The 25,101-nt window shown below is 61.4% G+C and carries 18 protein-coding genes and 1 other RNA gene; 8 read left to right on the top strand and 11 right to left on the bottom strand.

Going from position 1 to position 25,101, the window contains the following annotated elements; all coding sequences use genetic code 11:
* Window positions 1–17 precede the first annotated feature (17 nt).
* A complete protein-coding gene (locus AC3I65_RS08475; RefSeq protein ID WP_047227171.1) occupies window positions 18–332 on the top strand; it encodes a helix-turn-helix domain-containing protein in 315 nt (104 codons plus the stop codon).
* 105 nt (window positions 333–437) lie between these two features.
* Here AC3I65_RS08475 and AC3I65_RS08470 read toward each other — a convergent pair whose 3' ends face one another.
* The 4 genes from AC3I65_RS08470 to AC3I65_RS08455 form a co-directional block, all read right to left on the bottom strand.
* Window positions 438–728, bottom strand: a complete 291-nt coding sequence (locus tag AC3I65_RS08470) for a type II toxin-antitoxin system RelE/ParE family toxin (RefSeq protein ID WP_488523624.1) — start codon at window positions 726–728, stop codon at window positions 438–440.
* Window positions 721–966, bottom strand: a complete 246-nt coding sequence (locus AC3I65_RS08465; RefSeq protein WP_047227170.1) for a type II toxin-antitoxin system ParD family antitoxin — start codon at window positions 964–966, stop codon at window positions 721–723. Before AC3I65_RS08465 ends, AC3I65_RS08470 begins: the two co-directional genes overlap by 8 nt.
* Window positions 967–1,224: 258 nt before the next feature.
* Window positions 1,225–1,321: signal recognition particle sRNA small type (ffs, locus tag AC3I65_RS08460), an RNA gene on the bottom strand.
* A gap of 147 nt (window positions 1,322–1,468) precedes the next feature.
* Window positions 1,469–2,629, bottom strand: a complete 1,161-nt coding sequence (locus AC3I65_RS08455; protein ID WP_047227169.1) for a zinc-binding metallopeptidase family protein — start codon at window positions 2,627–2,629, stop codon at window positions 1,469–1,471.
* A 419-nt stretch (window positions 2,630–3,048) separates the two neighbouring features.
* Here AC3I65_RS08455 and AC3I65_RS08450 point away from each other — a divergent pair, with 419 nt between their 5' ends.
* On the top strand, window positions 3,049–3,408 hold the full coding sequence (locus AC3I65_RS08450) for a DUF6124 family protein (RefSeq protein ID WP_160891993.1): 360 nt from the start codon (window positions 3,049–3,051) through the stop codon (window positions 3,406–3,408).
* Between the two features lie 178 nt (window positions 3,409–3,586).
* Here AC3I65_RS08450 and ligA read toward each other — a convergent pair whose 3' ends face one another.
* From ligA to AC3I65_RS08430, 4 genes are all read right to left on the bottom strand, one after another.
* Window positions 3,587–5,944: an NAD-dependent DNA ligase LigA gene (gene ligA / locus AC3I65_RS08445; RefSeq protein ID WP_076385642.1), complete on the bottom strand. Its 2,358-nt coding sequence runs from the start codon at window positions 5,942–5,944 to the stop codon at window positions 3,587–3,589.
* Between the two features lie 256 nt (window positions 5,945–6,200).
* On the bottom strand, window positions 6,201–7,046 hold the full coding sequence (zipA, locus tag AC3I65_RS08440) for a cell division protein ZipA (protein WP_047227166.1): 846 nt from the start codon (window positions 7,044–7,046) through the stop codon (window positions 6,201–6,203).
* 258 nt (window positions 7,047–7,304) lie between these two features.
* Window positions 7,305–10,793 (bottom strand): chromosome segregation protein SMC, encoded by a 3,489-nt coding sequence (smc, locus tag AC3I65_RS08435; protein WP_047227165.1) that lies wholly within the window; start codon window positions 10,791–10,793, stop codon window positions 7,305–7,307.
* Window positions 10,794–10,795: 2 nt separating this feature from the next.
* A complete protein-coding gene (locus AC3I65_RS08430) occupies window positions 10,796–11,455 on the bottom strand; it encodes a GntR family transcriptional regulator (RefSeq protein ID WP_047227164.1) in 660 nt (219 codons plus the stop codon).
* 382 nt (window positions 11,456–11,837) lie between these two features.
* On the opposite strand from AC3I65_RS08430, the gene xdhA reads away from it, so the two are divergent.
* The 4 genes from xdhA (at window position 11,838) to guaD (ending at window position 17,973) form a co-directional block, all read left to right on the top strand.
* The gene (gene xdhA, locus AC3I65_RS08425) at window positions 11,838–13,292 is read left to right on the top strand and encodes a xanthine dehydrogenase small subunit (RefSeq protein WP_173407155.1); all 1,455 of its coding nucleotides are present in this window, start codon (window positions 11,838–11,840) and stop codon (window positions 13,290–13,292) included.
* Window positions 13,285–15,678 carry a xanthine dehydrogenase molybdopterin binding subunit gene (xdhB, locus tag AC3I65_RS08420; RefSeq protein ID WP_419417326.1) on the top strand — a complete coding sequence of 798 codons (2,394 nt, stop codon included), beginning with the start codon at window positions 13,285–13,287 and terminating at the stop codon, window positions 15,676–15,678. Before xdhA ends, xdhB begins: the two co-directional genes overlap by 8 nt.
* A gap of 128 nt (window positions 15,679–15,806) precedes the next feature.
* Window positions 15,807–16,649, top strand: coding sequence for a xanthine dehydrogenase accessory protein XdhC (xdhC, locus tag AC3I65_RS08415; protein WP_139050735.1), 843 nt, complete (start codon window positions 15,807–15,809; stop codon window positions 16,647–16,649).
* Between the two features lie 19 nt (window positions 16,650–16,668).
* Complete coding sequence (gene guaD / locus AC3I65_RS08410) at window positions 16,669–17,973, top strand: guanine deaminase (RefSeq protein ID WP_488523623.1); 1,305 nt, start codon at window positions 16,669–16,671, stop codon at window positions 17,971–17,973.
* Between the two features lie 131 nt (window positions 17,974–18,104).
* Here guaD and AC3I65_RS08405 read toward each other — a convergent pair whose 3' ends face one another.
* Window positions 18,105–18,869: a GntR family transcriptional regulator gene (locus AC3I65_RS08405; protein WP_003183531.1), complete on the bottom strand. Its 765-nt coding sequence runs from the start codon at window positions 18,867–18,869 to the stop codon at window positions 18,105–18,107.
* Between the two features lie 240 nt (window positions 18,870–19,109).
* Between AC3I65_RS08405 and AC3I65_RS08400 the strand changes: the two genes are divergently transcribed.
* On the top strand, window positions 19,110–20,300 hold the full coding sequence (locus AC3I65_RS08400; RefSeq protein ID WP_488523622.1) for a benzoate/H(+) symporter BenE family transporter: 1,191 nt from the start codon (window positions 19,110–19,112) through the stop codon (window positions 20,298–20,300).
* A gap of 159 nt (window positions 20,301–20,459) precedes the next feature.
* Here AC3I65_RS08400 and AC3I65_RS08395 read toward each other — a convergent pair whose 3' ends face one another.
* The gene (locus tag AC3I65_RS08395) at window positions 20,460–20,804 is read right to left on the bottom strand and encodes a YggL family protein (protein ID WP_047227158.1); all 345 of its coding nucleotides are present in this window, start codon (window positions 20,802–20,804) and stop codon (window positions 20,460–20,462) included.
* A 232-nt stretch (window positions 20,805–21,036) separates the two neighbouring features.
* Between AC3I65_RS08395 and dacB the strand changes: the two genes are divergently transcribed.
* Window positions 21,037–22,503 (top strand): D-alanyl-D-alanine carboxypeptidase/D-alanyl-D-alanine endopeptidase, encoded by a 1,467-nt coding sequence (gene dacB / locus AC3I65_RS08390; protein ID WP_076385650.1) that lies wholly within the window; start codon window positions 21,037–21,039, stop codon window positions 22,501–22,503.
* 125 nt (window positions 22,504–22,628) lie between these two features.
* On the opposite strand, the gene AC3I65_RS08385 is transcribed toward dacB, so the two are convergent.
* Window positions 22,629–25,013, bottom strand: coding sequence for a sensor domain-containing diguanylate cyclase (locus AC3I65_RS08385; protein WP_076385652.1), 2,385 nt, complete (start codon window positions 25,011–25,013; stop codon window positions 22,629–22,631).
* Window positions 25,014–25,101 lie beyond the last annotated feature (88 nt).

Genomic DNA, 25,101 nt, shown 5'->3' with positions numbered 1-25,101 from the left:
TAAATGGGAATTAAGCGATGCAAATTTCAAGTTTGGGTCCGGCCATCAGACGCTATCGCAAAGTAGCGGGGCTTACTCAGGCTGAACTTGGCGAAAAAACCGGTTTTGACCCCAAAACCATCAGCCGCTTCGAAACCGGCACCTACACCCCGAGCATGGAAGCCTTGGTCTTGCTTGCCGACAAACTGGATGTGCAGCTCAAAGCATTTTTTGCCGACATGGACGATGAGGACGAACAGCGAGCGTACCTGTTTGGTGTCATACACAGAGCCACCGCAAAGGATCTGGGGAAGCTGATTGCGGCGGTAGACCAGGCACTGTCGAAGCCTTGAAGCAGACATGAAAAAAGAGGAGTCCGGGCTGTCGGTGTGCGACGGATCGGGTTCCTCTTTGGCTTTTTTGCTTGTTCGCTGTCCGGCTCTATTGAAAGGCTACTGTCACAAATTCCGAAGTGTATCCATCCGATCATGCAAGACACGAATCACCGCAATCCCATAAGCCGTGATCCGAAAGTAAATCATGTGTCGTTCGACACTACGTCGGCGATAACCAGTTCGAACATGGTCACAGGCTGGAGCTATCTTAGGCTGCTGCACCAGTTCAGAAAACGCCGCAATGATGGTATCAACGTATCGATTGGCCTGCGCCACGCCCCATCGTTGGGCGGTATAGGTCCAGACAATTTCAAGATCACGCTCGGCGGCAGGTGTAAGGCGGTATTCAGCCATGCGCTGTCAGCATTCTCTTCTTGAACGCATCGGGATCGAATGGTTGAGGTTTTCCACTGGATTCACCCTCTTTCAGGGCGGACCGGATAGCCTCAAGTTCAGCGCTACGCTCCTGCTCGCGCCGAATCAGATCGCGAATGTATTCGCTATCATTGGTGTAGTGACCCGCTTCGATCTGAGCCTTGATCCAGCCGTCTTGTTGGTCGGTGACGGTGATGGTTTTTCGAACGGTACCCATGATGAGCCTCCGGGAAAATGATCGACTCACGCAAAATTATCATACTATTGGTGCGATATCGAGAATGAGCACTGCAAAGGCCCGTACGCAAATCCTTTGCCCCCTCCAGTCAAAAAGCCCCACTGCGCAGCAACGCACTGGAGCTCTTTGCTTTCCATCAGGCAGCAGAAAATATCGACCGGTAATCGATCAACAAACAAAGTAGATAAGAAAATTCGACAAACCTTGCGAACGAAGGCCTGGGCGTTATGGAGGCAACCCCACCAGCCACACCCCGGCACACAATGTTCCCGCTGTGGCTGCTTCCTTCCGGATCTGACCAGGTTCACGGGTAATCGTTGCGGGGGGACCGATGGGGTCACCATAACGACGCCCGCCTGACGGCGAGCCGCGCCATTGTACCTATCTGACGAGAAGTTACAACCGTTCGCGCCGGATTAAAAAACTGAAGATGTTCAAGCACTTGCCTGTGAGAACAAAGCTTGCTCCCACAAGTCGGCGGTTACAGCAGCACCTCGTCAGCCCGGCCGCCCTCCTCCTGAATCACCAGATGGATGAAATGCAGCTTGGTGATCACCGCGGCGGGTACGACGAACGGGTAGAAATCCGGTTGGCCCATGCTGCGCGACAGTTCGTTGAGCATGCCGGCCAGTTCGATCCAGGCGTTGACGAACGAAAGAAAGGCCACGCCCCCCGTATGTTCAGGGTCGAACAAGGTCTCGGGCGGGAACGGCTGGTAGTCGAAATCCATTTCCCCGGCGCTCATGCCAAAACCCAGGGCCGTGTCCACCGCGTCCATCATATGCAGGTAATGCGCCCAGGTTTCCGCCCAGTCTTCCCAAGGATGCATGGTGGCGTAGGCGCTGACGTAGTGGGTTTGCCAGTCCAGCGGCGCGCCTTGCTGATAGTGACGTTCCAGGGCATCGCAATAGCTGGCCCGCTCGTCACCAAACTGCTCGCGAAATGCATCGAGCCAATGGCTGTTGGCGATCAACCGGTCCCAGTAGTAGTGCCCCACCTCATGACGAAAGTGCCCGAGCAAAGTGCGATACGGCTCGCGCATCTGCTGGCGCACATGCTCGCGGTGGGCATCGTCGGCCTCTTTGATGTCAAGCGTGACCAACCCGCTGGCGTGGCCGGTGGTCGGAGGCGTGCCATCGAGGTCGACGCCGATGAAATCGAAGGCCAGCCCCTCACTTTCACTGACGGTTTTTGGGATGACAGGCAAACCGAGGGTGATCAATTGCGCCACCAGCCGCCGCTTGGCGGTTTCGACCTTGCACCAGCGTTCGGGGTTTTCCGGGATCGACAGGTCGGGAATGGTGCGATTCAAGCTGCAGGCGATGCACAAGGTGTCGTGCCCATTGGCCGGCAGCAGCCAATTGCAGGCCGCCGGCGTGTCGAGGTTGGCGCAACGGCGAAACAACCCGGCTTGTGGGTCGGCATCCAGGGTCCAGGTGCCAGGCTGCTCGCCGGGTTGCAGGGACGACAAACGGCTTTGCTCGGGCTGATAGCCCAACACCGCCTGGCAGGCCAGGCACTGGCTGTTGCGAAAAAACAGCGACTGGCCGCAGCGACACGGCCAGATCTTGCTGTTACGCGAGCGATCGCCCGTAAAGGGCGCGGCGATGCGTGAACTCAGTTGCTCGAAGAAGCGGTACATGGTGATCTCCGGGGGCCTGCAAGACTAGATCCCCTCCTGTGCGTGATCGTTCCCAGGAGCGTGCGAATCATCCGAAGATTGTGAGCATTGTGTAGGACGCTGCCGGGCCGGGCTACCCCGCCTTGCGCCATTGCCTACAACTGCGCCAGAATCCGCCGGCTTGTGCGCCTATGGGCCGGACTTTATCGTTTCCGGGTCGCTGACGAATCAGCGATCGGGTTTAGCGACCCGGATCATTCTAGGTGCATAAGCGGCCCATGCTTCGTTGCAGGTCTAACTGCAATGACGTTATGGCGGCTGTATGTGGGAGACCTTCGAGTCTGCCGGGTGCCTATGACCGGTTCGCTAACCTGCGTGCAGCCGCCACCATTTCTGTTTAGCGACAGGCCTTGGTGGCTCCATCCCATAGGAGCGTCACCATGTTCAAAGCAACCCCCAACCCACCGGACACCGATCCAACATCCCCGCACAAAACCGCCGCCGCTAAAAAACTCGACGAAGCCGCCGAGCGCGCCCTCGACTTCTACCTGAAGCCAAAACCGGAAACGCCGGAAGCTGATCCCGCACCCGCTCAGCTCTTCACCGTGATCAACGGCATCGACACCGAATGCCTGCTCGCCAACCTCAGTGAAACCCTGGCTTCAGCCGATGCCATGATCAGCGATCTGGCGTTCGAGCTGGAGGGTTCGCGGCGGCATGTTGCGCTGGGTATTCAGCAGTTGATCGAGCTGGGAGGGTTGCTGGCGAATCGGGCGCTGGATAACGTCGACCCGCGCTAGCCGACTCGCCACATAACCCTGTGGCGAGGGGATTTATCCCCGCTGGGCCGCGCAGCGGCCCCAATCCTGTCGACTCAATCAGCCAGACAGACCGAGATGGCAGATTTTAGGGCTGCTGCGCAGCCTAGCGGGGATAAATCCCCTCGCCACAATGGGTCCGAGTTTCCTGGCGACATGACTAAACCGTAATGCCGTGCTGACTCAAGAACGCCACAAACGCTTCTTCATCCAGCACCTTGAGCCCCAGCTCATTGGCCTTGGTCAGTTTCGACCCGGCCCCAGGCCCGGCGACGACGCAATGGGTTTTCGCCGACACGGAACCGGCCACCTTGGCCCCCAGGCTTTCCAGTTTGTCCTTGGCGACATCGCGACTCATCAACTCCAGCGATCCGGTCAGCACCCAGGTGTGCCCGGCTTCGGGCAAACCTTCGACGACTTTTTTCTCGCTCTGCCAGTGCATGCCGAAGGCCTGTAGTTGCTTCTCGGCGGCTTCGGCCTGTTGGCGGTTGGCGGCGATGGCGAAGAACTCGCGCACGGCGTTGGCCTGTTTTTCCGGCAGGGCCTGGCGCATGTCCAGCCAGTCGGCATTCATCACCGCTTCGAGCGAGCCGAACTTGTCCGCCAGTTTCTGTGCCCCGCCAGGCCCGACCGAAGGAATGTTCAGCTTGTCCAGGAAACCGCCCAGGGTGGTGCTGGCGGAGAACTCGGCGCCCAGTTCGCCCTGGTCCTGGATATCCAGGCCATGGCGCAGCAAGCCCTCGATCACCTGGCGGTTGTGCGAGTCTTCGAAGAAGCTGTGGATCTCGTGGGCCACTTCCAGGCCGACGTCCGGCAAGTACGTGAGCACTTGCGGCAAGGCCGCCTGCACACGCTCCAGTGAACCGAGGGAGCGGGCCAGGACCTTGGCGGTTTCCTCGCCCACGTCGGGGATGCCGAGGGCGTAGATGAAGCGCGCCAGGCTCGGCTTCTTGCTGTCGACGATGGCCGCCAACAGGTTCTTGCTCGACAGTTCGGCGAAGCCTTCCAAGTCGACCACTTGCTCGAAGGTCAGGGCATACAGATCGGCAGGCGAGCCCACCAGCCCTTCGTCCACCAACTGCTCGACACTCTTCTCGCCCAGGCCTTCGATGTCCATGGCCCGGCGCGACACGAAATGAATGATTGCCTGCTTGAGCTGCGCACCACAGGCCAGACGACCAACGCAGCGGTACACCGCGCCTTCGCTGATGGTTTCACGACCCTTGCTGCGCTTGACCAACTGCGTACGCTCCACATGGGAGCCACACACCGGGCACTGTTGCGGGATTTCAACGGGACGGGCGTTTTCCGGGCGACGCTCGGTGACCACTTGCACCACTTGCGGGATCACGTCACCGGCGCGGCGGATAATCACCGTGTCGCCGATCATCAGGCCCAGGCGCGCCACTTCGTCCATGTTGTGCAGCGTGGCGTTGGCTACGGTCACACCGGCTACCTTGACCGGCTTGAGTCGCGCCACGGGTGTCACGGCGCCGGTGCGGCCGACCTGGAACTCGACGTCCAACAGTTCGGTGAGTTCTTCGCTGGCCGGGAATTTATGGGCGATGGCCCAGCGCGGTTCCCGGGCGCGGAAACCCAGTTCGCGCTGGGAGGCGATGCTGTTGACCTTGAACACCACGCCATCGATTTCGTATGGCAGCGCGTTACGCCGCTCGCCGATGTCACGGTAGTAGTCCAGGCACTCGTCGATGCCGTGGGCCAGTTTCAGTTCGCGACTGATGGGCAAGCCCCAGGCCTTGAGCTGCTTGAGATTGCCGATGTGGGTGTCGGCAATGTCCGCCGTCACCTGGCCGATGCCGTAACAGCAGAATTCCAGCGGACGATTGGCGGTGATCTTCGAATCCAGCTGGCGCAGGCTGCCCGCGGCCGCGTTGCGCGGGTTGGCGAAGGTCTTACCGCCCGCCTCCAGTTGCGTGGCGTTGAGACGCTCGAAGCCGGCCTTGGACATGTATACCTCGCCGCGCACTTCCAGCACCGGCGGCCAGCCACTGCCCTGCAACTTGAGGGGGATGTTGCGCACCGTGCGCACGTTAACGCTGATGTCTTCGCCGGTGGTGCCGTCGCCGCGCGTGGCGCCGCGCACCAGCAGGCCGTCCTGGTACAGCAGGCTGACCGCCAGGCCGTCGAGCTTCGGCTCACAGCTGTACTCCACCGCCGCGCCACCGCCCAGCAAGTCGCCCATGGGCAGGTCGAGGCCTTCGGTCACCCGGCGGTCGAATTCACGCATGGTGGTTTCGTCGAAGGCATTGCCCAGGCTGAGCATCGGGATTTCGTGGCGGACCTGGCTGAAGGCCGACAGTGCAACACTGCCGACACGCTGGGTCGGGGAGTCGCTGGTCACCAGCTCCGGATGCTGCTCTTCCAGGGCCTTGAGCTCATGGAACAGGCGGTCGTACTCGGCGTCCGGGATGCTCGGTTCGTCGAGGACGTGGTAGCGGTAGTTGTGCTGATCCAGCTCGGTACGCAACTGTTGGATGCGGGTTTGGACGGCAGTCATGGATGTTCTCTCATAAAGCAAAAGAGCAGCCTAGGCTGCTCAATTTTTTGAAATCATCGGCAGTCGGACCTGAGCCCGCCGAACATACAACCTGTGGCGAGGGGATTTATCCCCGCTGGGCTGCGAAGCAGTCCCAAAGCTAACGACTCAACTAGCTGATAAGGCCAAGGCGCCAGGATTTAGGGCTGCTGCGCAGCCCAGCGGGGATAAATCCCCTCGCCACAAAAGCCCTTCAGCCAGAAAAATTCTGCCGACTTTAGCGCTTCTGGGTCAGCGCCCGGCGTTCGAATTCGACGATGCGCTGGCGGTAGTGTTCGATGGTCTGGGCGGTCAGCACGCTGCGCTGGTCGTCCTTCAGCTCACCGTTGAGTTCCTGGGACAGCTTGCGCGCCGCGGCCACCATCACGTCAAAGGCCTGCTTGGGATGACGCGGGCCGGGCAGGCCGAGGAAGAAGCTCACCGCCGGGGTGCTGAAATGGTCGATGTCGTCCAGGTCGAACACGCCTGGCTTGACCGCGTTGGCCATGGAGAACAGCACCTCGCCGTTGCCGGCCATGCTTTCATGGCGGTGGAAAATGTCCATCTCGCCAAAACGCAGGCCGCTCTCCAGGATGTTCTGCAACAGCGCCGGGCCCTTGAAGCCGGCCGGATCGCGGCAGATCACGCTGATCACCAGCACTTCCTCGGCCTGGGCCTGGTCCTTGTCGCCGCGCACGGGTTTGTTCTCGTCCGGGAAGTCGTCGTCGCGGCTGCTGAAGCTCGGGCCGCCGTCCAGGTCAAGATTGAGGTTCAGGTCGCCCTGGGACGGTTCGCTGTTGCGCTTGCCGCGCTTGGAACCCGTTTCCCGTGGCTCGCGCACTGGCGCGCTCATCGACGGCAGGTCATGCTCATCCAGTTGCGGCTCCTTATGGGTATCCAGCACCCGGGGCGGGCCCAACAGCTCGGCATTGCCATCGTCATCCGGCAGGTTCGACAGGCTGCGGTCGAGACGAAACTTGAGTTTCCCCTTGCCGCCGCGCATGCGGCGCCAGCCGTCGAAAAGAATACCGGCAATGACAATAATGCCGATGACGATCAGCCACTCGCGCAGACCGATTTCCATGTAATCCCGTGCCTCTATAAAAATGCTGAAAAATAAGGGGCTTAGCTATGTGCAAACCGCTTTAAAACGTGGCGCCAACTCTATGTTCTGAATGGCGTTTTGCCCACGCATACGAAAAATTGACATTAAACTAGCACGACCAAAGATAACTTTACACCGTCTGTCGCGTAGGCTTGCGCCATTCTGTGAATTGAACGACAAGCCCAAGGCTCAAAAAAATCCTACAGCATCCTAAATAGATGCCCTACAAGCAGTGTTTCACGCGTCCACCATCGCCATCGCCTCCTCCACATCCACGGCCACCAGACGCGAGCAACCCGGCTCATGCATGGTCACGCCCATCAACTGGTCGGCCATTTCCATGGCGATCTTGTTGTGGGTGATGTAGATGAACTGCACAGTCTCAGACATCTCTTTTACCAGCCGCGCATAACGCCCCACGTTGGCGTCGTCCAGCGGCGCGTCCACCTCATCGAGCATGCAGAACGGCGCCGGGTTCAATTTGAAAATGGCAAAAACCAGGGCCAATGCCGTCAGCGCTTTTTCACCCCCGGAGAGCAAATGGATGGTGCTGTTCTTCTTGCCCGGGGGACGCGCCATGATGGTCACCCCTGTATCGAGTAAATCTTCGCCCGTCAGTTCCAAGTAAGCGCTGCCGCCACCGAAAACTTTCGGGAAAAGTGCCTGCAAACCGCCGTTGATCTGATCAAAGGTATCCTTGAAGCGATTACGGGTTTCCTTGTCGATCTTGCGGATGACGTTTTCCAGGGTCTGCAACGCTTCCACCAGATCGTCGTTCTGGGCATCCAGATAGCGCTTGCGCTCGGACTGCTGCTGGTACTCGTCGATGGCCGCCAGGTTGATAGCGCCCAGACGCTGAATGCGCGCGGCGATGCGTTCCAGCTCTTCTTCGGCGTCTTTCTCGTTGGCCCCGGCCACCAACGTGGCGAGCACGCCGTCGAGGTCGTAGCCGTCTTCCAGCAATTGGTCCTGCAAGGCTTTGCGGCGCACCGTCAGGGCCTGCCATTCCATGCGTTGCTGTTCCATCTGGCTGCGGATCAGCTGGGATTGCTGTTCGGCCTGGCTACGACGCTTTTCGGCGTCGCGCAGTTCGCGGTCGGCATCTTCCAGGGCAATTTGCGCAGTCTTGAGTTCTTCATCAACGCTCATGCGCTTGTCGAGCAACTCTTCGAGTTTGAGGCGCAACTCTTCCAGCGGCGCTTCGCCCTCCTCCAGGTTCAGGCTCAATTGCTCGCGCTTTTCGGTCAGGCGTTCGGACTGCATTTCCAGACGCTCCAACGCCTGGCGCGTGGAATCGTACTGGGCCTTGAGCGAGCCCAGGCGCACCGCCAACTGATGGGCGTGATCCTTATGCTGGCGGGCATCCTGGCGCACCCGATCGAGGCGTTCGCGCAGACTGTCGCGCTGAGCCAGCAGCAACTCGCGCTGCTCGGTGTCCACGGCCATGGCATCGAGGGCTTCCTGCAGTTGCAGGCGCGCTTCACCGATCTGCTCATGCTCCAGCGCCCGTTGTTCGCCCAGCTCGGCGATTTCTTCCTCAAGGCGCGTGCGGCGCAAGGCCAGCTGTTCAACCTTGGCCTTGCCGGCGGACAGCTGCGCTTTGAGTTCGCCTTGCTGGCGTGCTTCGTCCTGCAACAGCCGACGCAAGTGTTCGCGACCATTTTCCTGCTGACGCTGTTGCGCCCGCAGATTCTGTAATTCGGTTTCCAGGGCTTCGACGCTCGCTTCGCGTTCTTCACGCTCAGCGCTCAGGCGCTGGATTTCCTGGCCCCGGGCAAGCATGCCGCTCTCGGCTTCGCTGGCCCGGCGCACCCGCAGGAAATGCCGACCGACCCAATAGCCGTCCCGGCTGATCAGGCTTTCCCCGGCCGCCAGTTGTCCGCGCAGGGCCAAGGCCTGTTCAAGGCTGTCCACCGGTTTCACCTGCCCCAACCAGGGAGACAGGTCGACCTGGGCCTCGACTTTATCCAGCAAGCTGCCCGGCATCCGCACGCCATCGCCAGGCGGGCTGAGCAGGCGCAGATCGCCCTGAGTGAAGCCCGACAGATCGAAACCTGCGAAGTCATCCACCAGCACCGCTTGCAGATCGGCGCCCAGCACGGTTTCCACCGCCAGCTCCCAACCGGCATCGACCTTCAGGCCTTCGGCCAGTCGCGGACGCTCGGCCAAATGCTGGTCGCGCAGCCATTCGGCAGCGCCGGTGCCGGGGTCCAGCGCCGCTTGCTGCAAGGCCTCCAGCGAAGCCAGACGGCCATTGAGGCGCTGCAATTCGCCCTGGGCCTGCTGCTGATTCTGCAGAGCCAGTTGCAAGGCCTGGCGCAGTTGCTCGAGCCGTTCGACCTGGGCATCTTCGCTGGCTTGCAAGTCTTCAAGGGTGGCTTCGCTGGCAGCCAGTTGTTCGCTCAGATCGACAATCGCCGCGTCTTCAGGGTCCGCCGCGAGCAAGGCGCGCTCTTCGGCCAAACGGCGCTGACGCTCGGCTAGGCGTTCCATGCTGGCTTCCAGTTGCTGGATGCGCGACTGCTGGACTTCGGCCTGACGCCGCGGCTCGGCAGAGCTCAGGTTGAAACTGTCCCACTGCTCTTGCCAGCCATGCATGCTCAGCTCGGCTTCTTCCAGGGCGGCGGCAGCCTCTTCGGCGGCGGCGCTGGTGAGTTCCTGCTCGGGCGTGAGCCGGTCCAGTTCTTCGCCCAGGGTCAGCAGCAACGTGCGGTCGTGGCCCAGGTGGGATTCGGTTTCCAGGCGCGCGCGCTCGGCCTCTTTCAAATCATCCTGCAGCTGGCGCAGCCGTTGCTGACCGTGCTGGATGCTCTGCTCGACCCGGGCGATGTCGCCACCCACCGAATAGAAGCGCCCTTGCACCAGGTTGAAGCGTTCGGACAGGTCGTGGTGGCCGTCACGCAGGCGCTCGATGGCGGCGTCGGCATTGCGCTGCTCGGCCACCAGGGCTTCGAAGCTGACTTCCTGATTGCCAATGATCGCCTCGCGCTGGCCGACCTGCTCGTTCAGCGCCTGCCAGCGCAGGGCCGAAAGCTGGGCCTTGAGCTGACGTTCTTCGCCTTTGTATTCCTGATATTTCTTGGCGGCTTCGGCCTGGCGGTGCAAGCGCTCGAGCTGGCGTTCGAGTTCTTCGCGCAGGTCGGTCAGGCGGGCCAGGTTTTCGTGGGTGCGACGGATGCGGTTTTCGGTCTCGCGGCGCCGCTCCTTGTACTTGGAAATGCCGGCGGCTTCTTCGATGAAGTTGCGCAGGTCTTCGGGCTTGGCCTCGATCAGCTTGGAGATCATGCCCTGCTCGATGATCGAATAGCTGCGCGGGCCGAGGCCGGTGCCGAGGAAAATATCGGTGATATCGCGACGTCGGCACTTGGCGCCGTTGAGGAAATAACTGTTCTGGCTGTCGCGGGTCACTTTGCGGCGAATGGAGATTTCCGCGTAGGCCGCGTACTCGCCAATCAGGGTGCCGTCGGAATTGTCGAACACCAGCTCGATGCTCGCCTGGCTCACCGGTTTGCGACTGGTGGAGCCGTTGAAGATGACGTCGGTCATCGACTCGCCGCGCAGGTTCTTGGCCGAGCTCTCGCCCATCACCCAGCGTACGGCGTCGATGATGTTCGACTTGCCGCAACCGTTGGGCCCGACCACCGCCGCCATGTTACTGGGGAAGTTCACCGTGGTCGGGTCGACGAAGGATTTGAACCCCGCCAGTTTGATGCATTTGAGCCGCACGTTCAGGCCGCCGTCAGGGCAGAAACCACCAGATCGCAACTGCGCTGGGCATAAGCCGTCAGCACGATGCGGATCTGCGGCAAATCACGGGCCAGCACGGCGGTCAGCAAGCGCTGGAACAGGTCGAGGAATTCGCTCATCTCGGCCTTGCGTTGTTCCAGGGCCAGGAAGTAGGCGCGGCTCATGGCCGGTTGCAGGTTCTCGACGGTTTCCTGCAAGTACGGGTTGTTGGCGAAGGGATACGCGGCGCGCATCACGCTGAAACTTTCATCGACGAAGGTGCGGATGTCCTGGCGCGCGAAGGCGTCCTGAAGACGCTGCTGGATCTCGATGAACGGCGCCATGTCGGCCTGTTCCTGCCAGCCATGAGCCACGGCATTGCCCAGCAGGATGTACAGCTCGCTCATCAGCGCACAGAGGCTGCGCACCTTGTGTTCGCTCAATTCGGTGACGTGTGCACCACGGCGCGGCAGGATCGCGATCAGATGCCGGCGCTCCAGTATCAGCAAAGCCTCACGGACCGAACCGCGACTCACGTTGAGCGCCAGCGTGACCTTCTGCTCCTGGATGCGCTCGCCCGGCTTCATTTCACCACGAATGATGCGCTCGGCCAGGTGATGGGCGATTTGCTCGGCGAGGCTGTCCGGGGCCTTGAACGTCATGGTTGTCCTTCAAACTCTTCGATTTGCACAAGCGGCGCAGTGTAGCGCACTCAATACGTCATGGCGCAGGGCCTGCAGCGGGTTTTTGGCACGATCCAAGCAAAAAAGTTTGAGCCCTCATCCTGAAACAGAATCTGTGGAAGAACCTGTGGGAGCCGAGCTTACTCGCGATAGCGGTCTGTCAGCATGCATCCATACTGAATGTACCGCCGTCATCGCGAGCAAGCTCGGCTCCCACAGGGTTCTACAGTGTCTATAGACCGTTGTTCATCGACCAAGCGGATTTTCTTGACCTTTAAGTCAGAAAATCGTTGACCGCAAAGTCAGACCTGCTAAATTCAGCCCAAGTCGATACAACAATAATGAGTCTGCGAGGCCTTCCGTGATCCAGTTTTTACTCAACCAGGAACTCCGTAGCGAGCACGCCCTGGACCCGAACCTGACCGTGCTCAACTATTTGCGCGAACACCTCGGCAAATCCGGCACCAAAGAAGGCTGCGCCAGCGGCGACTGTGGTGCGTGCACCGTGGTGGTGGGCGAGTTGCAGACCGACGAGGACGGCCGTGAACGCATTCGTTATCGCAGCCTCAATTCGTGCCTGACCTTCGTCTCGTCCCTGCACGGCAAGCAGTTGATCAGCGTCGAAGACCTCAAGCACCAGGGCCAGTTGCACAGCGTCCAACAGGCGATGGTCGATTGCCACGGTTCGCAATGCGGCTTCTGCACACCGGGCTTCGTGATGTCCCTGTTCGCCCTGCAAAAGAACAGCGAACAGCCCGACGCCCATAAGGCCCACGAAGCCTTGGCCGGCAATCTGTGCCGCTGCACCGGCTACCGGCCGATTCTGGCGGCCGCCGAGCAGGTCTGCTGCGCCAGGCAAGCGGACCAGTTCGACGCCCGCGAAGCCGAGACCATCACTCGCCTCAAAGCCATCGCACCGACTGACACGGGTGAACTCAACAGCGGCGACAAACGCTGCCTGGTGCCGTTGACCGTGGCCGACCTGGCCGATCTTTATGACGCGTATCCCCAGGCGCGCCTGCTGGCCGGTGGCACGGACCTGGCCCTGGAGGTCACCCAGTTCCATCGCACCCTGCCGGTGATGATCTACGTGGGCAACGTCGCTGAGCTCAAGCGTATCGAGCGTTTCGCCGATCGCCTGGAGATTGGCGCCGCCACCGCACTCTCCGACTGCTACGAAGCCTTGCAGGCTGAATACCCGGACTTCGGCGAACTGCTGCAGCGCTTCGCTTCGTTGCAGATCCGCAACCAGGGCACCTTGGGCGGCAACATCGGCAACGCCTCGCCGATTGGCGACTCGCCGCCCTTGCTGATCGCCCTCGGCGCGCAGATCGTCTTGTGCAAGGGCCAGACCCGTCGCACCCTGGCGCTGGAAGACTATTTCATCGATTACCGGGTGACCGCCCGCCAGGAAAGCGAATTCATCGAGAAGATCATCGTGCCCCGGGCCAGCGCCGAGCAGGCGTTCCGCGCCTATAAGGTCTCCAAGCGCCTGGACGATGACATTTCCGCCGTATGCGCGGCGTTCAACCTGCGTATCGAGCATGGCGTGGTCCAGGACGCCCGGATGGCCTTCGGTGGCATGGCCGCGACGCCCAAGCGCGCCAAGCATTGTGAAGCCGCGTTGATCGGTGCCGCGTGGAACGACAACACCGTCGAACGTGCCTGCGCCGCACTGGCCGAGGACTTCACACCGCTGTCGGACTTCCGCGCCAGCAAGGAATACCGCCTGCTCAGCGCCCGCAACCTGCTGCGCAAATACTTCATCGAACTGCAAACGCCGCACATCGAGACTCGGGTGACCGCTTATGTCTAACCATCACGCCGTAGAGAAGACTCAAGCCGAGCTGGCCGAACTGTTCGCCCGCGACCTGACCACCGGCGTGGGCCGCAGCGTCAAGCATGACAGCGCCGCCAAGCATGTATCCGGCGAAGCCCAGTACATCGACGATCGCCTGGAATTTCCGAACCAGTTGCACGTTTACGCCCGCCTGTCGGACCGCGCCCACGCCCGGATCTTGCGCATCGATACCGCGCCTTGCTACGCCTTCGAAGGCGTGCGCATCGCCATCACGCATGCAGACGTGCCGGGTCTCAAGGACATCGGCCCGCTGCTGCCCGGTGACCCGTTATTGGCCATCGATGACGTGCAGTTCGTCGGCCAACCGGTGCTGGCCGTTGCCGCCAGGGACCTGGAAACCGCGCGCAAGGCAGCGATGGCGGCCATCATCGAATACGAAGATCTGGAACCGGTGCTGGACGTGGTCGAGGCCCTGCGCAAGCGGCATTTCGTGCTGGATAGCCACACCCACCAGCGCGGAGATTCGGCGGCGGCACTGGCCAGCGCCGAGCACCGCATCCAGGGCTCGCTGCACATTGGCGGCCAGGAACACTTTTACCTGGAAACCCAGATTTCCTCGGTGATGCCCACCGAAGACGGCGGCATGATCGTCTACTGCTCCACACAGAACCCCACCGAAGTGCAGAAACTGGTGGCCGAAGTGCTGGACGTTTCGATGAACAAAGTCGTGGTGGACATGCGCCGCATGGGCGGCGGCTTTGGTGGCAAGGAAACCCAGGCCGCCAGCCCGGCGTGCCTGTGCGCGGTCATCGCCCACCTCACCGGCCAACCGACCAAGATGCGCCTGCCCCGGGTCGAAGACATGCTGATGACCGGCAAGCGCCACCCTTTCTACATCGAATACGACGTCGGTTTCGACAGCACCGGGCGTTTGCACGGTATTGCCCTGGAGCTGGCCGGCAACTGCGGTTGCTCGCCGGACCTGTCGGCCTCGATTGTCGACCGGGCGATGTTCCATGCCGACAACGCCTACTACCTGGGCGATGCAACCATCAACGGCCATCGTTGCAAGACCAATACCGCGTCGAACACCGCTTACCGTGGCTTCGGCGGGCCGCAAGGCATGGTCGCCATCGAAGAGGTGATGGACGCCATCGCCCGGCATCTGGGGCTGGATCCGCTGGCGGTGCGCAAGGCCAACTACTACGGCAAGACCGAGCGTAACGTCACCCACTACTACCAGACCGTCGAGCACAACATGCTCGAGGAGATGACCGCCGAACTCGAGCAAAGCAGCCAGTATGCCGAGCGCCGCGAAGCGATCCGCCGCTACAACGCCAATAGCCCGATCCTGAAAAAAGGCCTGGCGCTGACCCCGGTGAAATTTGGTATTTCCTTCACCGCCAGCTTCCTCAACCAGGCCGGGGCGCTGATTCATGTCTATACCGACGGCAGCATCCACCTGAACCATGGCGGTACGGAAATGGGCCAGGGCTTGAACACCAAAGTCGCGCAAGTGGTGGCCGAAGTGTTCCAGGTGGAAATGGACCGGGTACAGATCACCGCGACCAACACCGACAAGGTGCCGAACACCTCGCCCACCGCTGCCTCCAGCGGTGCCGACCTCAATGGCAAGGCTGCGCAGAATGCCGCCGAAACCATCAAGCAGCGCCTGGTGGAGTTCGCCGCGCGGCAGTACAAGGTCAGCGAAGAAGACGTGGCGTTCCACAACGGCCATGTGCGGGTGCGCGATCACATCCTGACGTTCGAGGCGCTGGTGCAGCAGGCGTATTTCGCCCAGGTCTCGCTGTCGAGCACCGGTTTCTACAAGACCCCGAAAATCTATTACGACCGCAGCCAGGCCCGGGGCCGGCCGTTCTACTACTACGCCTACGGCGCGGCGTGCGCCGAGGTGATCGTCGACACCCTAACCGGCGAATACAAGATGCTGCGCACCGACATCCTCCACGACGTCGGCGCCTCGCTGAACCCGGCCATCGACATCGGCCAGGTCGAGGGCGGTTTCATCCAGGGCATGGGCTGGCTGACCATGGAAGAGCTGGTATGGAACGACAAAGGCAAGCTACAGACCTGCGGCCCGGCCAGCTACAAGATTCCGGCGGTGGCCGACATGCCGTTGGATCTGCGGGTCAAGCTGGTGGAAAACCGCAAGAACCCGGAAGACACGGTGTTCCATTCCAAAGCCGTGGGCGAACCGCCGTTCATGCTCGGTATCGCCGCGTGGTGCGCCATCAAGGATGCCGTGGCGAGCCTGGGAAATTACCAGCACCAGCCGAAAATCGATGCACCCGCGACCCCGGAGCGGGTGTTGTGGGGGTGTGAGCAGATGCGTGGGTTGCGGGTGGCTAAGGTTAAGGAAGCCGAGCCCGAAGCCATTTGATGATCGTTCCCACGCTCTGCGTGGGAATGCAACCCCCGACGCTCTGCGTCGAAGTTTGAAGAGCGGACGCGGAGCGTCCAAAGATGCATTCCCACGCAGAGCGTGGGAACGATCAGTTGAGGTGAAATATGTACAACTGGATCAGCGCCCTCGCCGACCTGCAAGATCGCGGTGAACCCTGCGTGCTGGTGACGATCATCGAAGAGCTCGGCTCGACCCCGCGCAATGCCGGTTCGAAAATGGTGATCAGCGCCAGCCAGACGTTCGACACCATCGGTGGCGGCCACCTGGAATACAAGGCCATGGAGATCGCCCGGCAGATGCTCGCCAGCGGCCAGCAAAGCACCCATCTGGAGCGCTTCAGCCTCGGTGCCAGCCTGGGCCAGTGCTGCGGCGGCGTGACCGTGTTGCTGTTCGAACCCATGGGCCAGGTCCAGGCGCAGATCGCCGTATTCGGCGCCGGCCACGTCGGCCGCGCCCTGGTGCCGCTGCTGGCGAGCCTGCCCTGCAAGGTGCGCTGGATCGACTCCCGGGAAGCGGAGTTTCCTGAACACCTGCCCCACGGCGTGCGCAAGATCGTCAGCGAAGAGCCGCTGGATGAAATCGACGAACTGCCCGCCGGCAGCTACTGCATCGTCATGACCCACAACCATCAGCTCGACCTGGAACTGAGCGCCGCGATCCTCAAGCGCAACGACTTCGCTTACTTCGGCCTGATCGGTTCGAAAACCAAACGGGTCAAGTTCGAACATCGCCTGCGCGATCGCGGCTTCGACAGCAGCACCTTGCAGCGCATGCGCTGCCCGATGGGCATTGGCGACGTCAAAGGCAAGTTGCCTGTGGAAATCGCCATCTCCATCGCCGGTGAAATCATCGCCACCTATAACGCGGATTTCGGCCAGCACACCACGCGCGCCGAACCGATTGCCAAGCTGTTGCCGGCCTCGCGCCGCAGCCAGGCGAACCGTTGAACAATCGTTGAGAATTCCCATGCCCCTGACACGTAAAGCCTACCGCGCCGCCCTGCTCCACAGCCTCGCCGACCCTGCCGAAGTCGGCATTGAAGCGTCCTATGAATATTTTGAAGACGGCCTGCTGGTGGTGGAAAACGGCCAGATCAGCGCCATCGGCCACGCCAGCGAGTTGCTGCCGAGCCTGGCGGCCGACATCGAGATCACTCATTACCAGGACGCGCTGATCACGCCCGGCTTCATCGACACCCACATCCACCTGCCGCAGACCGGCATGGTCGGGGCTTACGGCGAGCAATTGCTGGACTGGCTCAACACCTACACCTTCCCCTGCGAAAGTCAGTTCGCCGACAAGGCTCATGCCGACGCCGTCGCCGATATTTTCGTCAAGGAACTGCTGCGCAACGGCACCACCACCGCGCTGGTGTTTGGCAGTGTGCACCCGCAATCGGTGAACGCGTTTTTCGAGGTGGCCGAGAAACTCGACCTGCGGATGATCGCCGGCAAAGTGATGATGGATCGCAACGCCCCGGACTACCTGATCGACACCGCCGAATCCAGCTACACCCAAAGCAAAGCGCTGATCGAGCGCTGGCATGGCAAGGGCCGCCTGCATTACGCCGTGACCCCGCGTTTTGCGCCGACCAGCACGCCGGAACAACTGGCCCTGGCGGGTCAGTTGCTGGGGGAATATCCCGACCTGTACATGCAGACTCACATCAGTGAGAACCTGCAGGAAGTGCAATGGGTCAAGGAACTGTTCCCCGAGCGCAAAGGTTATCTGGACGTCTACGACCACTACCAACTGCTCGGCGAACGCTCGGTGTTCGCCCACGGCGTGCACCTGTGTGACGACGAATGCGCGCGCCTGGCCGAGACCGGTTCGGCCATCGCGTTCTGCCCGACCTCGAACTTTTTCCTCGGCAGCGGCCTGTTCAACCTGCCAATGGCCGAGAAGCACAAAGTGAACGTGGGGTTGGGTACGGATGTGGGGGGCGGCACCAGTTTTTCGCTGCTGCAAACCCTGAACGAAGCCTACAAGGTGATGCAGTTGCAGGGCGCCCGCCTGAGCCCGTTCAAGTCGCTGTACCTGGCCACGCTTGGCGGCGCCCGGGCCTTGCGCCTGGAAGACCGGATCGGGACCTTGCAGCCGGGCAGCGATGCGGACTTTCTGGTGTTGGACTACAACGCCACGCCGCTGTTGAGCTATCGTCTCAAGCAGGCCCGGGACATTGCCGAGAAGTTGTTTGTGTTGATGACGCTGGGGGATGACCGGACGGTGGCGCAGACCTTTGCGGCGGGCCGGTTGGTGCATCAGCGCTAGATTTCTAGCGCCTGTCAGACTGCCAATCGCGAGCAGGCTCGCTCCCACAGTGGATTTGTGTCAATCACATAACCCTTGTGGGAGCGAGCCTGCTCGCGATGAAGGCAACTCGGTATGACTGATTCAACTCATCAAAGCTTGGCCGTCGACCGCCCTGGCTTCTTGCTCTGCAACAAATGCGAAAACACCGCATGCAAATCATCCGACGCGCTTTCTTCGTCGAGGTTGAGCTTGCTGTCGATGTGGTCCATGTGGTGCATCATCAGGTCCACCGCCAGGGTGGCATCGCGGGCCTCGATGGCGTCGATCAATTGGGTGTGTTCGTCGTAGGAACAGTGGGAGCGGTTGCCGCTTTCATACTGGGCGATGATCAGCGAGGTCTGCGATACCAGGCTGCGCTGGAAGCTGATCAGCGGGGCGTTCTTCGCCGCCTCGGCCAGCTTGAGGTGGAACTCGCCTGACAGGCGGATGCCGGCGCCACGGTCACCACGGGAAAAACTGTCGCGCTCGTCGCTGACCATCTGCCGCAGCTCGGCAAGCTGCTCGGCGGTGGCGTGCTGCACGGCCAGTTCGGTGATTGCCCGCTCCACCAGACGCCGGGCCATGAATACCTGGCGGGCCTCTTCAACACTCGGGCTGGCCACCACGGCGCCGCGATTGGGCCGCAACAGCACCACACCTTCATGGGCCAAGCGCGACAACGCGCGGCGAATGATGGTGCGACTGACCCCGAAAATCTCCCCCAACGCCTCTTCGCTCAACTTTGTACCGGGCGCCAGACGCTGTTCGAGGATGGCCTCGAAAATATGCGCATAGACAATATCGTCCTGGGTTCCGCTGCGGCCGGCTTTGCCTGCTCGCGGTTGTTTCTTGAGGGGCTGCAACTGTTCGTTCATGGGCACTCGAGTCGGAGAACTGCGGCGAATTGACCGTGACTGTAATACGCCTCAGCGGGTCGCTGACAAGTATCACGTAAATAATACGTCGATTGTACACAACCTCTGATGGCAACACGACTGTACGGCTGTTTACGGACGTGGCTGTATTGCAATCGGCAACGGGGTTGAGTTTAGGCTTAAACCCCGAACCTGTGGCCCCCGCCCTCCTGCAATTTATAACAAGGACCACCGCCCACCATGACCGAAGTCACGACCACGCCACTTCGTCCGTTGGCCGATACATCGCCATCGGCGATCGTCGCCGGTTTCATCGCCATGATGACCGGCTACACCAGTTCGCTGGTGTTGATGTTCCAGGCCGGACAGGCGGCAGGGCTGACCAGCGGGCAGATTTCTTCGTGGATCTGGGCGATTTCCATCGGCATGGCCGTGTGCTCCATTGGCCTGTCGTTGCGGTATCGCACACCGATCACCATCGCCTGGTCGACACCCGGCGCGGCGCTGCTGATCACCAGCCTGGGCGGGGTCAGTTATGGCGAGGCCATCGGCGCCTACATCACCTGCGCGGTGCTGGTAACGATCTGTGGCCTGACCGGCAGCTTCGAGCGCCTGGTCAAGCGCATTCCGGCCTCGCTGGCGGCGGCGTTGCTGGCGGGGATCCTGTTCAAGATCGGCAGCGAGATTTTCGTCGCCGCCCAGCATCGAACCGGTCTGGTGCTGGGGATGTTTTTCACCTACCTGATCGTCAAGCGCCTGTCGCCGCGCTACGCGGTGCTGGCGGCGTTACTGATCGGTACAGCTCTGTCAGGCTTGATGGGGCTGCTGGACTTCAGCAGCTTTACCCTGGAAGTGGCCACACCGGTATGGACCACGCCGCACTTCTCCCTGGCGGCCACCATCAGCATCGGCATTCCATTGTTCGTGGTGGCGATGACTTCGCAAAACATGCCTGGCATCGCGGTGCTGCGGGCCGACGGTTACAACGTACCGGCCTCGCCGCTGATCACCAGCACCGGCATCGCCTCGCTGCTGCTGGCACCGTTCGGCTCCCACGGCATTAACCTGGCGGCCATCAGTGCGGCCATCTGCACTGGGCCCCACGCCCATGAGGATCGTAACAAACGCTATACGGCAGCAGTCTGGTGCGGGGTTTTCTATGGGCTTGCCGGGGTGTTCGGCGCGACACTGGCGGCGTTGTTCGCGGCGCTGCCCAAGGAGTTGGTACTGTCCATCGCGGCGCTGGCGCTGTTCGGCTCAATCATCAATGGCTTGAGCATCGCCATGAGCGAAGCCCGGGAACGGGAGGCAGCACTGATCACCTTCATGGTCACGGCATCGGGGTTGACGCTGTTTTCCATCGGTTCGGCGTTCTGGGGGATTGTGGCGGGGGTGTTGACCTTAGTGATCCTGAACTGGCGTAACGCCTGAAGGCATCGCGAGCAGGCTCGCTCCCACAGAAGGATCTGTGTCGTTCACAACAATCCTGTGGGAGCGAGCCTGCTCGCGATGGCAGCCTGAAGGGCAACACCTACCCAACCGACAGGCACAAAAAAACCGGCACCCAAACGGGCTGCCGGTTTCAGACCATCAAGCGACCGGATTGATCGGCTTTTCCGGGTACCAGACGTCCATCAGCGGGCTGACTTCAACGCTGGTCAGCTCAGGACGCGCCTTGAGCCAGGCTTCAACGGCCGCACGCTGCTCTTCGGACACCGAGCCACGCTTCTGCAGGCAAACCAGACCGTAGTCGTCGCCGCCAACATAGCCCAGGCCATTGGCTTCCATGGCTTCTTTCAGGAAAGCGTCGAGGAAAGCGTCAACGGCCTCATCGGCCAGATCTTCTTTGAAATCCAGGTTCAGTTCGAAACCCAGCTCTTGAAATTCATCCACGCACAGTTTTTTGCGCAGACGCTGGGAACGGTTAGTCGCCATTGGAACAATCCTCATAAGTAATAACGGCCGGCACTCTACCAGTTTGGTGCACTGTTTGCCCGCCTGATCGGGTGTGTGGGCCTACCGTCGGTAAAAAATAGCGCCCCGAAGGGCTCAGGCACGGCACAAGCCGTTGCACCTTGGGGCATAATGCCGACACTTTCATGACGTTGAGGGCGTTCATTTTCATGTCCTCGTTTTTTCCCCCCTCGCCCGTAGGGTTTTATTTCAAATGATCAGATCTTTGCGTCCACTGCTTTTGGCCAGCCTTCTTCTTCCCCTGGCCCTGCCCGCATCCACCAGCGCCGCCACTATCAACACGGCCCTGACGCCCAATGTGCAAAAGGCCCTCAAGAACAGCAAGCTGCAAAACAACGCCTTGTCCCTGGTGATGATCCCGCTCAACGGCCCTGGCACCCCGACCCTGTACAACGCCGACGTCTCGGTGAACCCGGCCTCCACCATGAAGCTGGTGACCACCTATGCCGCCCTGGAGATGCTGGGGCCCAATCACCAGTGGAAAACCGAGTTCTACACCGACGGCACCCTCAGCGGCGGGATTCTCAACGGCAACCTGTACCTCAAGGGTGGCGGCGACCCCAAGCTGAACATGGAAAAACTCTGGCTGCTGATGCGCGACCTGCGGGCCAATGGCGTGCAACAGGTGACCGGGGACCTGGTGCTGGACCGTGGTTTCTTCATCAAACCGCAGTTGCCTGAATTCAACGACGACGGCAACGACAAGAACAAACCGTTCCTGGTCAAGCCCGACTCCTTGCTGGTCAACCTCAAGGCCCTGCGTTTTGTCGCCCGCAATGACGCCGGCCGGGTGCTGGTGTCGGTGGAGCCGCCGATTGCCAGCATTCGCATCGAAAACCAGGTCAAGGCACTCAACTCCAAGCAATGCACCGGTGGCGTGCGCTACAACCCGGTGCCCCAGGCAGACGGCAGCGTGACCGTGACCGTCGGCGGCCAGCTCGGTGACGGTTGCAGCTCCCAGACTTACCTGGCGCTGCTGGACCACCCCACCTACACCGCCGGAGCGGTGCGGGCGATCTGGAAGGAACTGGGCGGCAGCATTCAGGGCAAGGACCGCCTGGCGGCGACCCCGAGCAGCGCCAAGGTGCTGGCCCGGGCGTTCTCGCCGGACCTGGCGGAGATCATTCGCGACATCAACAAATACAGTAACAACACCATGGCCCAGCAATTATTCCTGAGCCTGGGCGCAGAGTTCCGCAACGAAGCCGACGGTGACGACGCCAAAGCGGCACAGCGGGTGGTACGCCAGTGGCTGGCCAGGAAAGGCATCACCGCGCCGCACCTGGTCATGGAAAACGGCTCCGGCCTGTCCCGCGCCGAAAGGGTGAGTGCCCGGGAAATGGCGGCAATGCTGCAAGCCGCGTGGCGCAGCCCGTACTCCGCCGAATTCATCAGTTCGATGCCCATCGCCGGCACCGACGGCACCATGCGCAAACGTCTCAAGACCACCGCCATGGCCGGCGAAGCGCACGTCAAGACCGGCACCCTGAACACCGTTCGCGCCATCGCGGGCTACAGCCGTGACATCAACGGCAACACCTGGGCCGTCGTGGCGATTCTCAACGATCCGCGGCCATGGGGCGCTTCGTCGGTGCTGGACCAGGTACTGCTGGACCTGTACCGCCAGCCGAAACTGCCGCAGACGGCTTCGGTGCTCTAAACCCGTACCAAATTGAATGTGGGAGCGAGTCTGCTCGCGATGCGTCAGCCAGTGAACAGCGATGTTGAATGGCACACCGTTATCGCGAGCAGGCTCGCTCCCACATCGATCACCGGCGCGAACGCCTACCCCAACTGCACCTCAACCCGATCCCGTCCGGCCTGCTTGGCCGCGTACACCCCCGAGTCGGCCCGCAGCAGCAGCGCATCCGCCCCCTCCCCGACCCGCCAGGTGGCGATACCGAAGCTGGCCGTGATGACACCCACGTCCTCGATCGGCGCGCTGCGCAGCCCTTCCCACAACCCTGTGGCCAAGGCCTGGGCACTTTCGCCGTCGGTGTCCGGGCATAACACCACGAACTCTTCACCGCCCAGCCGACAGAACACGTCGGTACGTCGCAGCCGCTGGGTGATGCGCTGGCAAACCGCCTGCAACACCCGATCGCCCACTGCATGACCATGCTGATCGTTGATGCGCTTGAAGTGATCGATGTCGAGCATGATGACCGCCAACTCGCCGGTGCCCCGCTCCACCCGCGCCATCTCCGTGGTCAGGCGCTCCTGGAAATAGCGCCGGTTGCGAATACCCGTCAGGGCGTCGGTCACTGACAAGGCTCGCAGTTCTTCTTCCACCCGCTTGAGATCGGAAATGTCGGAAATATAACCGTGCCACAACACCCCGCCGCCTGGCAGCTCCTCAGGCGTGGCCTCGCCGCGCACCCAACGCAACCCCCGCTGCGGCAGCTGCAGGCGATACTCCTCGCGCCATGGGCTCAGGGTGTCGGCCGAAGTGCGGATCGATCTGCGCACGCGCGCACTGTCCAGCGGATGGATGCGCGAGAAAATCGATTCGGCGTTGCGCACCAGTGTCTCGGGCTCCAGTTCATAGATATCGCGAATGCCATCACTGGCATAAATCACGCTGAAACGCCCATTGAAATCCATCTTGAACTGGTAGATGCCCCCAGGCACGTGGGCACTGAGCTTTTTCAGCAACAGGTCCCGGGCGGCCAAGGCCTCATGAACGCGCTTGCGTTCGGTGATGTCGATGCAGATCGCCAGATGCCCGACCCACAGCCCCTGATCATCGAGCATCGGTGTCGCCAGCATGTTCACGGTCAGATGGCTGCCATCGCGGCGCACCAGAGTCCATTCCCGGGCCTGCTGGCCACCCTGTTCGCCGCCCTCGACCAACATTGCGTGGCACGTGGGAATCGGTTTGCCATAACGCGCAGCAAGTTGTACGGCCCGGGCCTGGAGCTCGCGCGGCAAGTGAAGGCTTTCGAGGGTCATGCAGTGCAGAACCTCGCCGCTGTCGTAGCCAAGCATCTGCTCGGCGCCCGCATTGAACGTGGTGATCACCCCGCGAAGATCCGTGGCGATGATCGCAACCTGGGTCGCGGCATTCAGCACACCACGCAACTGACCATGAGTGCCCCGCAGTTCCTGCTCACGCTCGCGCAGCTCTCGGGTCCGCAGCTCGACCAACTGCAGGGCCCGCTGTCGCTGGCTGACCAGCACATACAGCAGCGCACTGAGGAGCAGGCTGAGCAAGCCCCCCAATACCACCAGGCTGGCCACCGAGGAAGGGTTGGTGGACAGGAACATGTGACTGGGCCGCAACTCTATCCGATAGTCACGATCGGCCAGGCGCAACAGGCGGGTCGCCGACAAGTCACTTTCGCCCGGTGGATCGAGTGACTCGAACAGCACTTCCTCCCGATCGTCCGTGGACAGGTCCATGACCCGCATCGAAAGGTTGTCCTGACCGGGCGCCGGCAGGCCATCACCCACCAGTTGGCGCATGCTGACGGCAGCCACGACGTAACCGAAAGGTTCCTTGGACCACGCCTTGGAGACCGGCGCGACCAGCAACACCCCGCGGGTGGCGGTGGCGGCCTCTCCCGCCAGGTCCAAAGGTTGCGATACCACTATGGTCTCCCGGTGGCGAGCGCGCTCAAGGGTGGCACGGCGCAAGGGATGGGCGAGCAGGTCCAAGCCCCGTGGAGCCTTGAAGGAAGGTTGATTCTGGAGGTACAACACCGGCACGTATTCGTCCCGTTCGGCGGCCAGACGCAAGCCACCGGAGTCGTCCGGCTCACGGATGGAAAACGTATCGCCCCCCTCGGTGCGGGCTTGTTGTTCGAACGATGATCGTTCGTCGCGCAGCACCCGAGGCGCCCAGGCGAACGCCTGAGTGCGCCGCAGCAACGCTTCGGCATAGCCATGGAATTCCCTCTCGGAAACCCCGGCCGAGTTGGCAAAGAAACGCCTCAGGCTGTCGAGACGTTGCTCCTGGTCCTGAAAACGTTCCTCGATGCGGCTAAAGCGTTCATCGGCTTGCAGTTCAAAGCGCTGGCGCAATTGCTGGTCAAACAGATTGGCCATCGCCCAGGTCAGCAAACCGGTCAGGAACGCACCGGCCAGCAGCACCAGCGAAGCCACCAGCCAGGCCGACACATCTTCGCTGATAAAACCCAGGATTCTGGGGCGTACCTGATGCAATGCCATAAATACAACTCAGAAAGGGGCAGGCAGTAGGTACTGCCCTGTCCACAGGCTTAAGTTATAGCTATTAGCCATCACTTTGACCAGCACA

The organism is Pseudomonas sp. N-1-13 (assembly GCF_057787095.1).
Note: the sequence above shows the minus strand (reverse complement) of the source record. Positions and strands in the feature narration are given on the sequence as shown.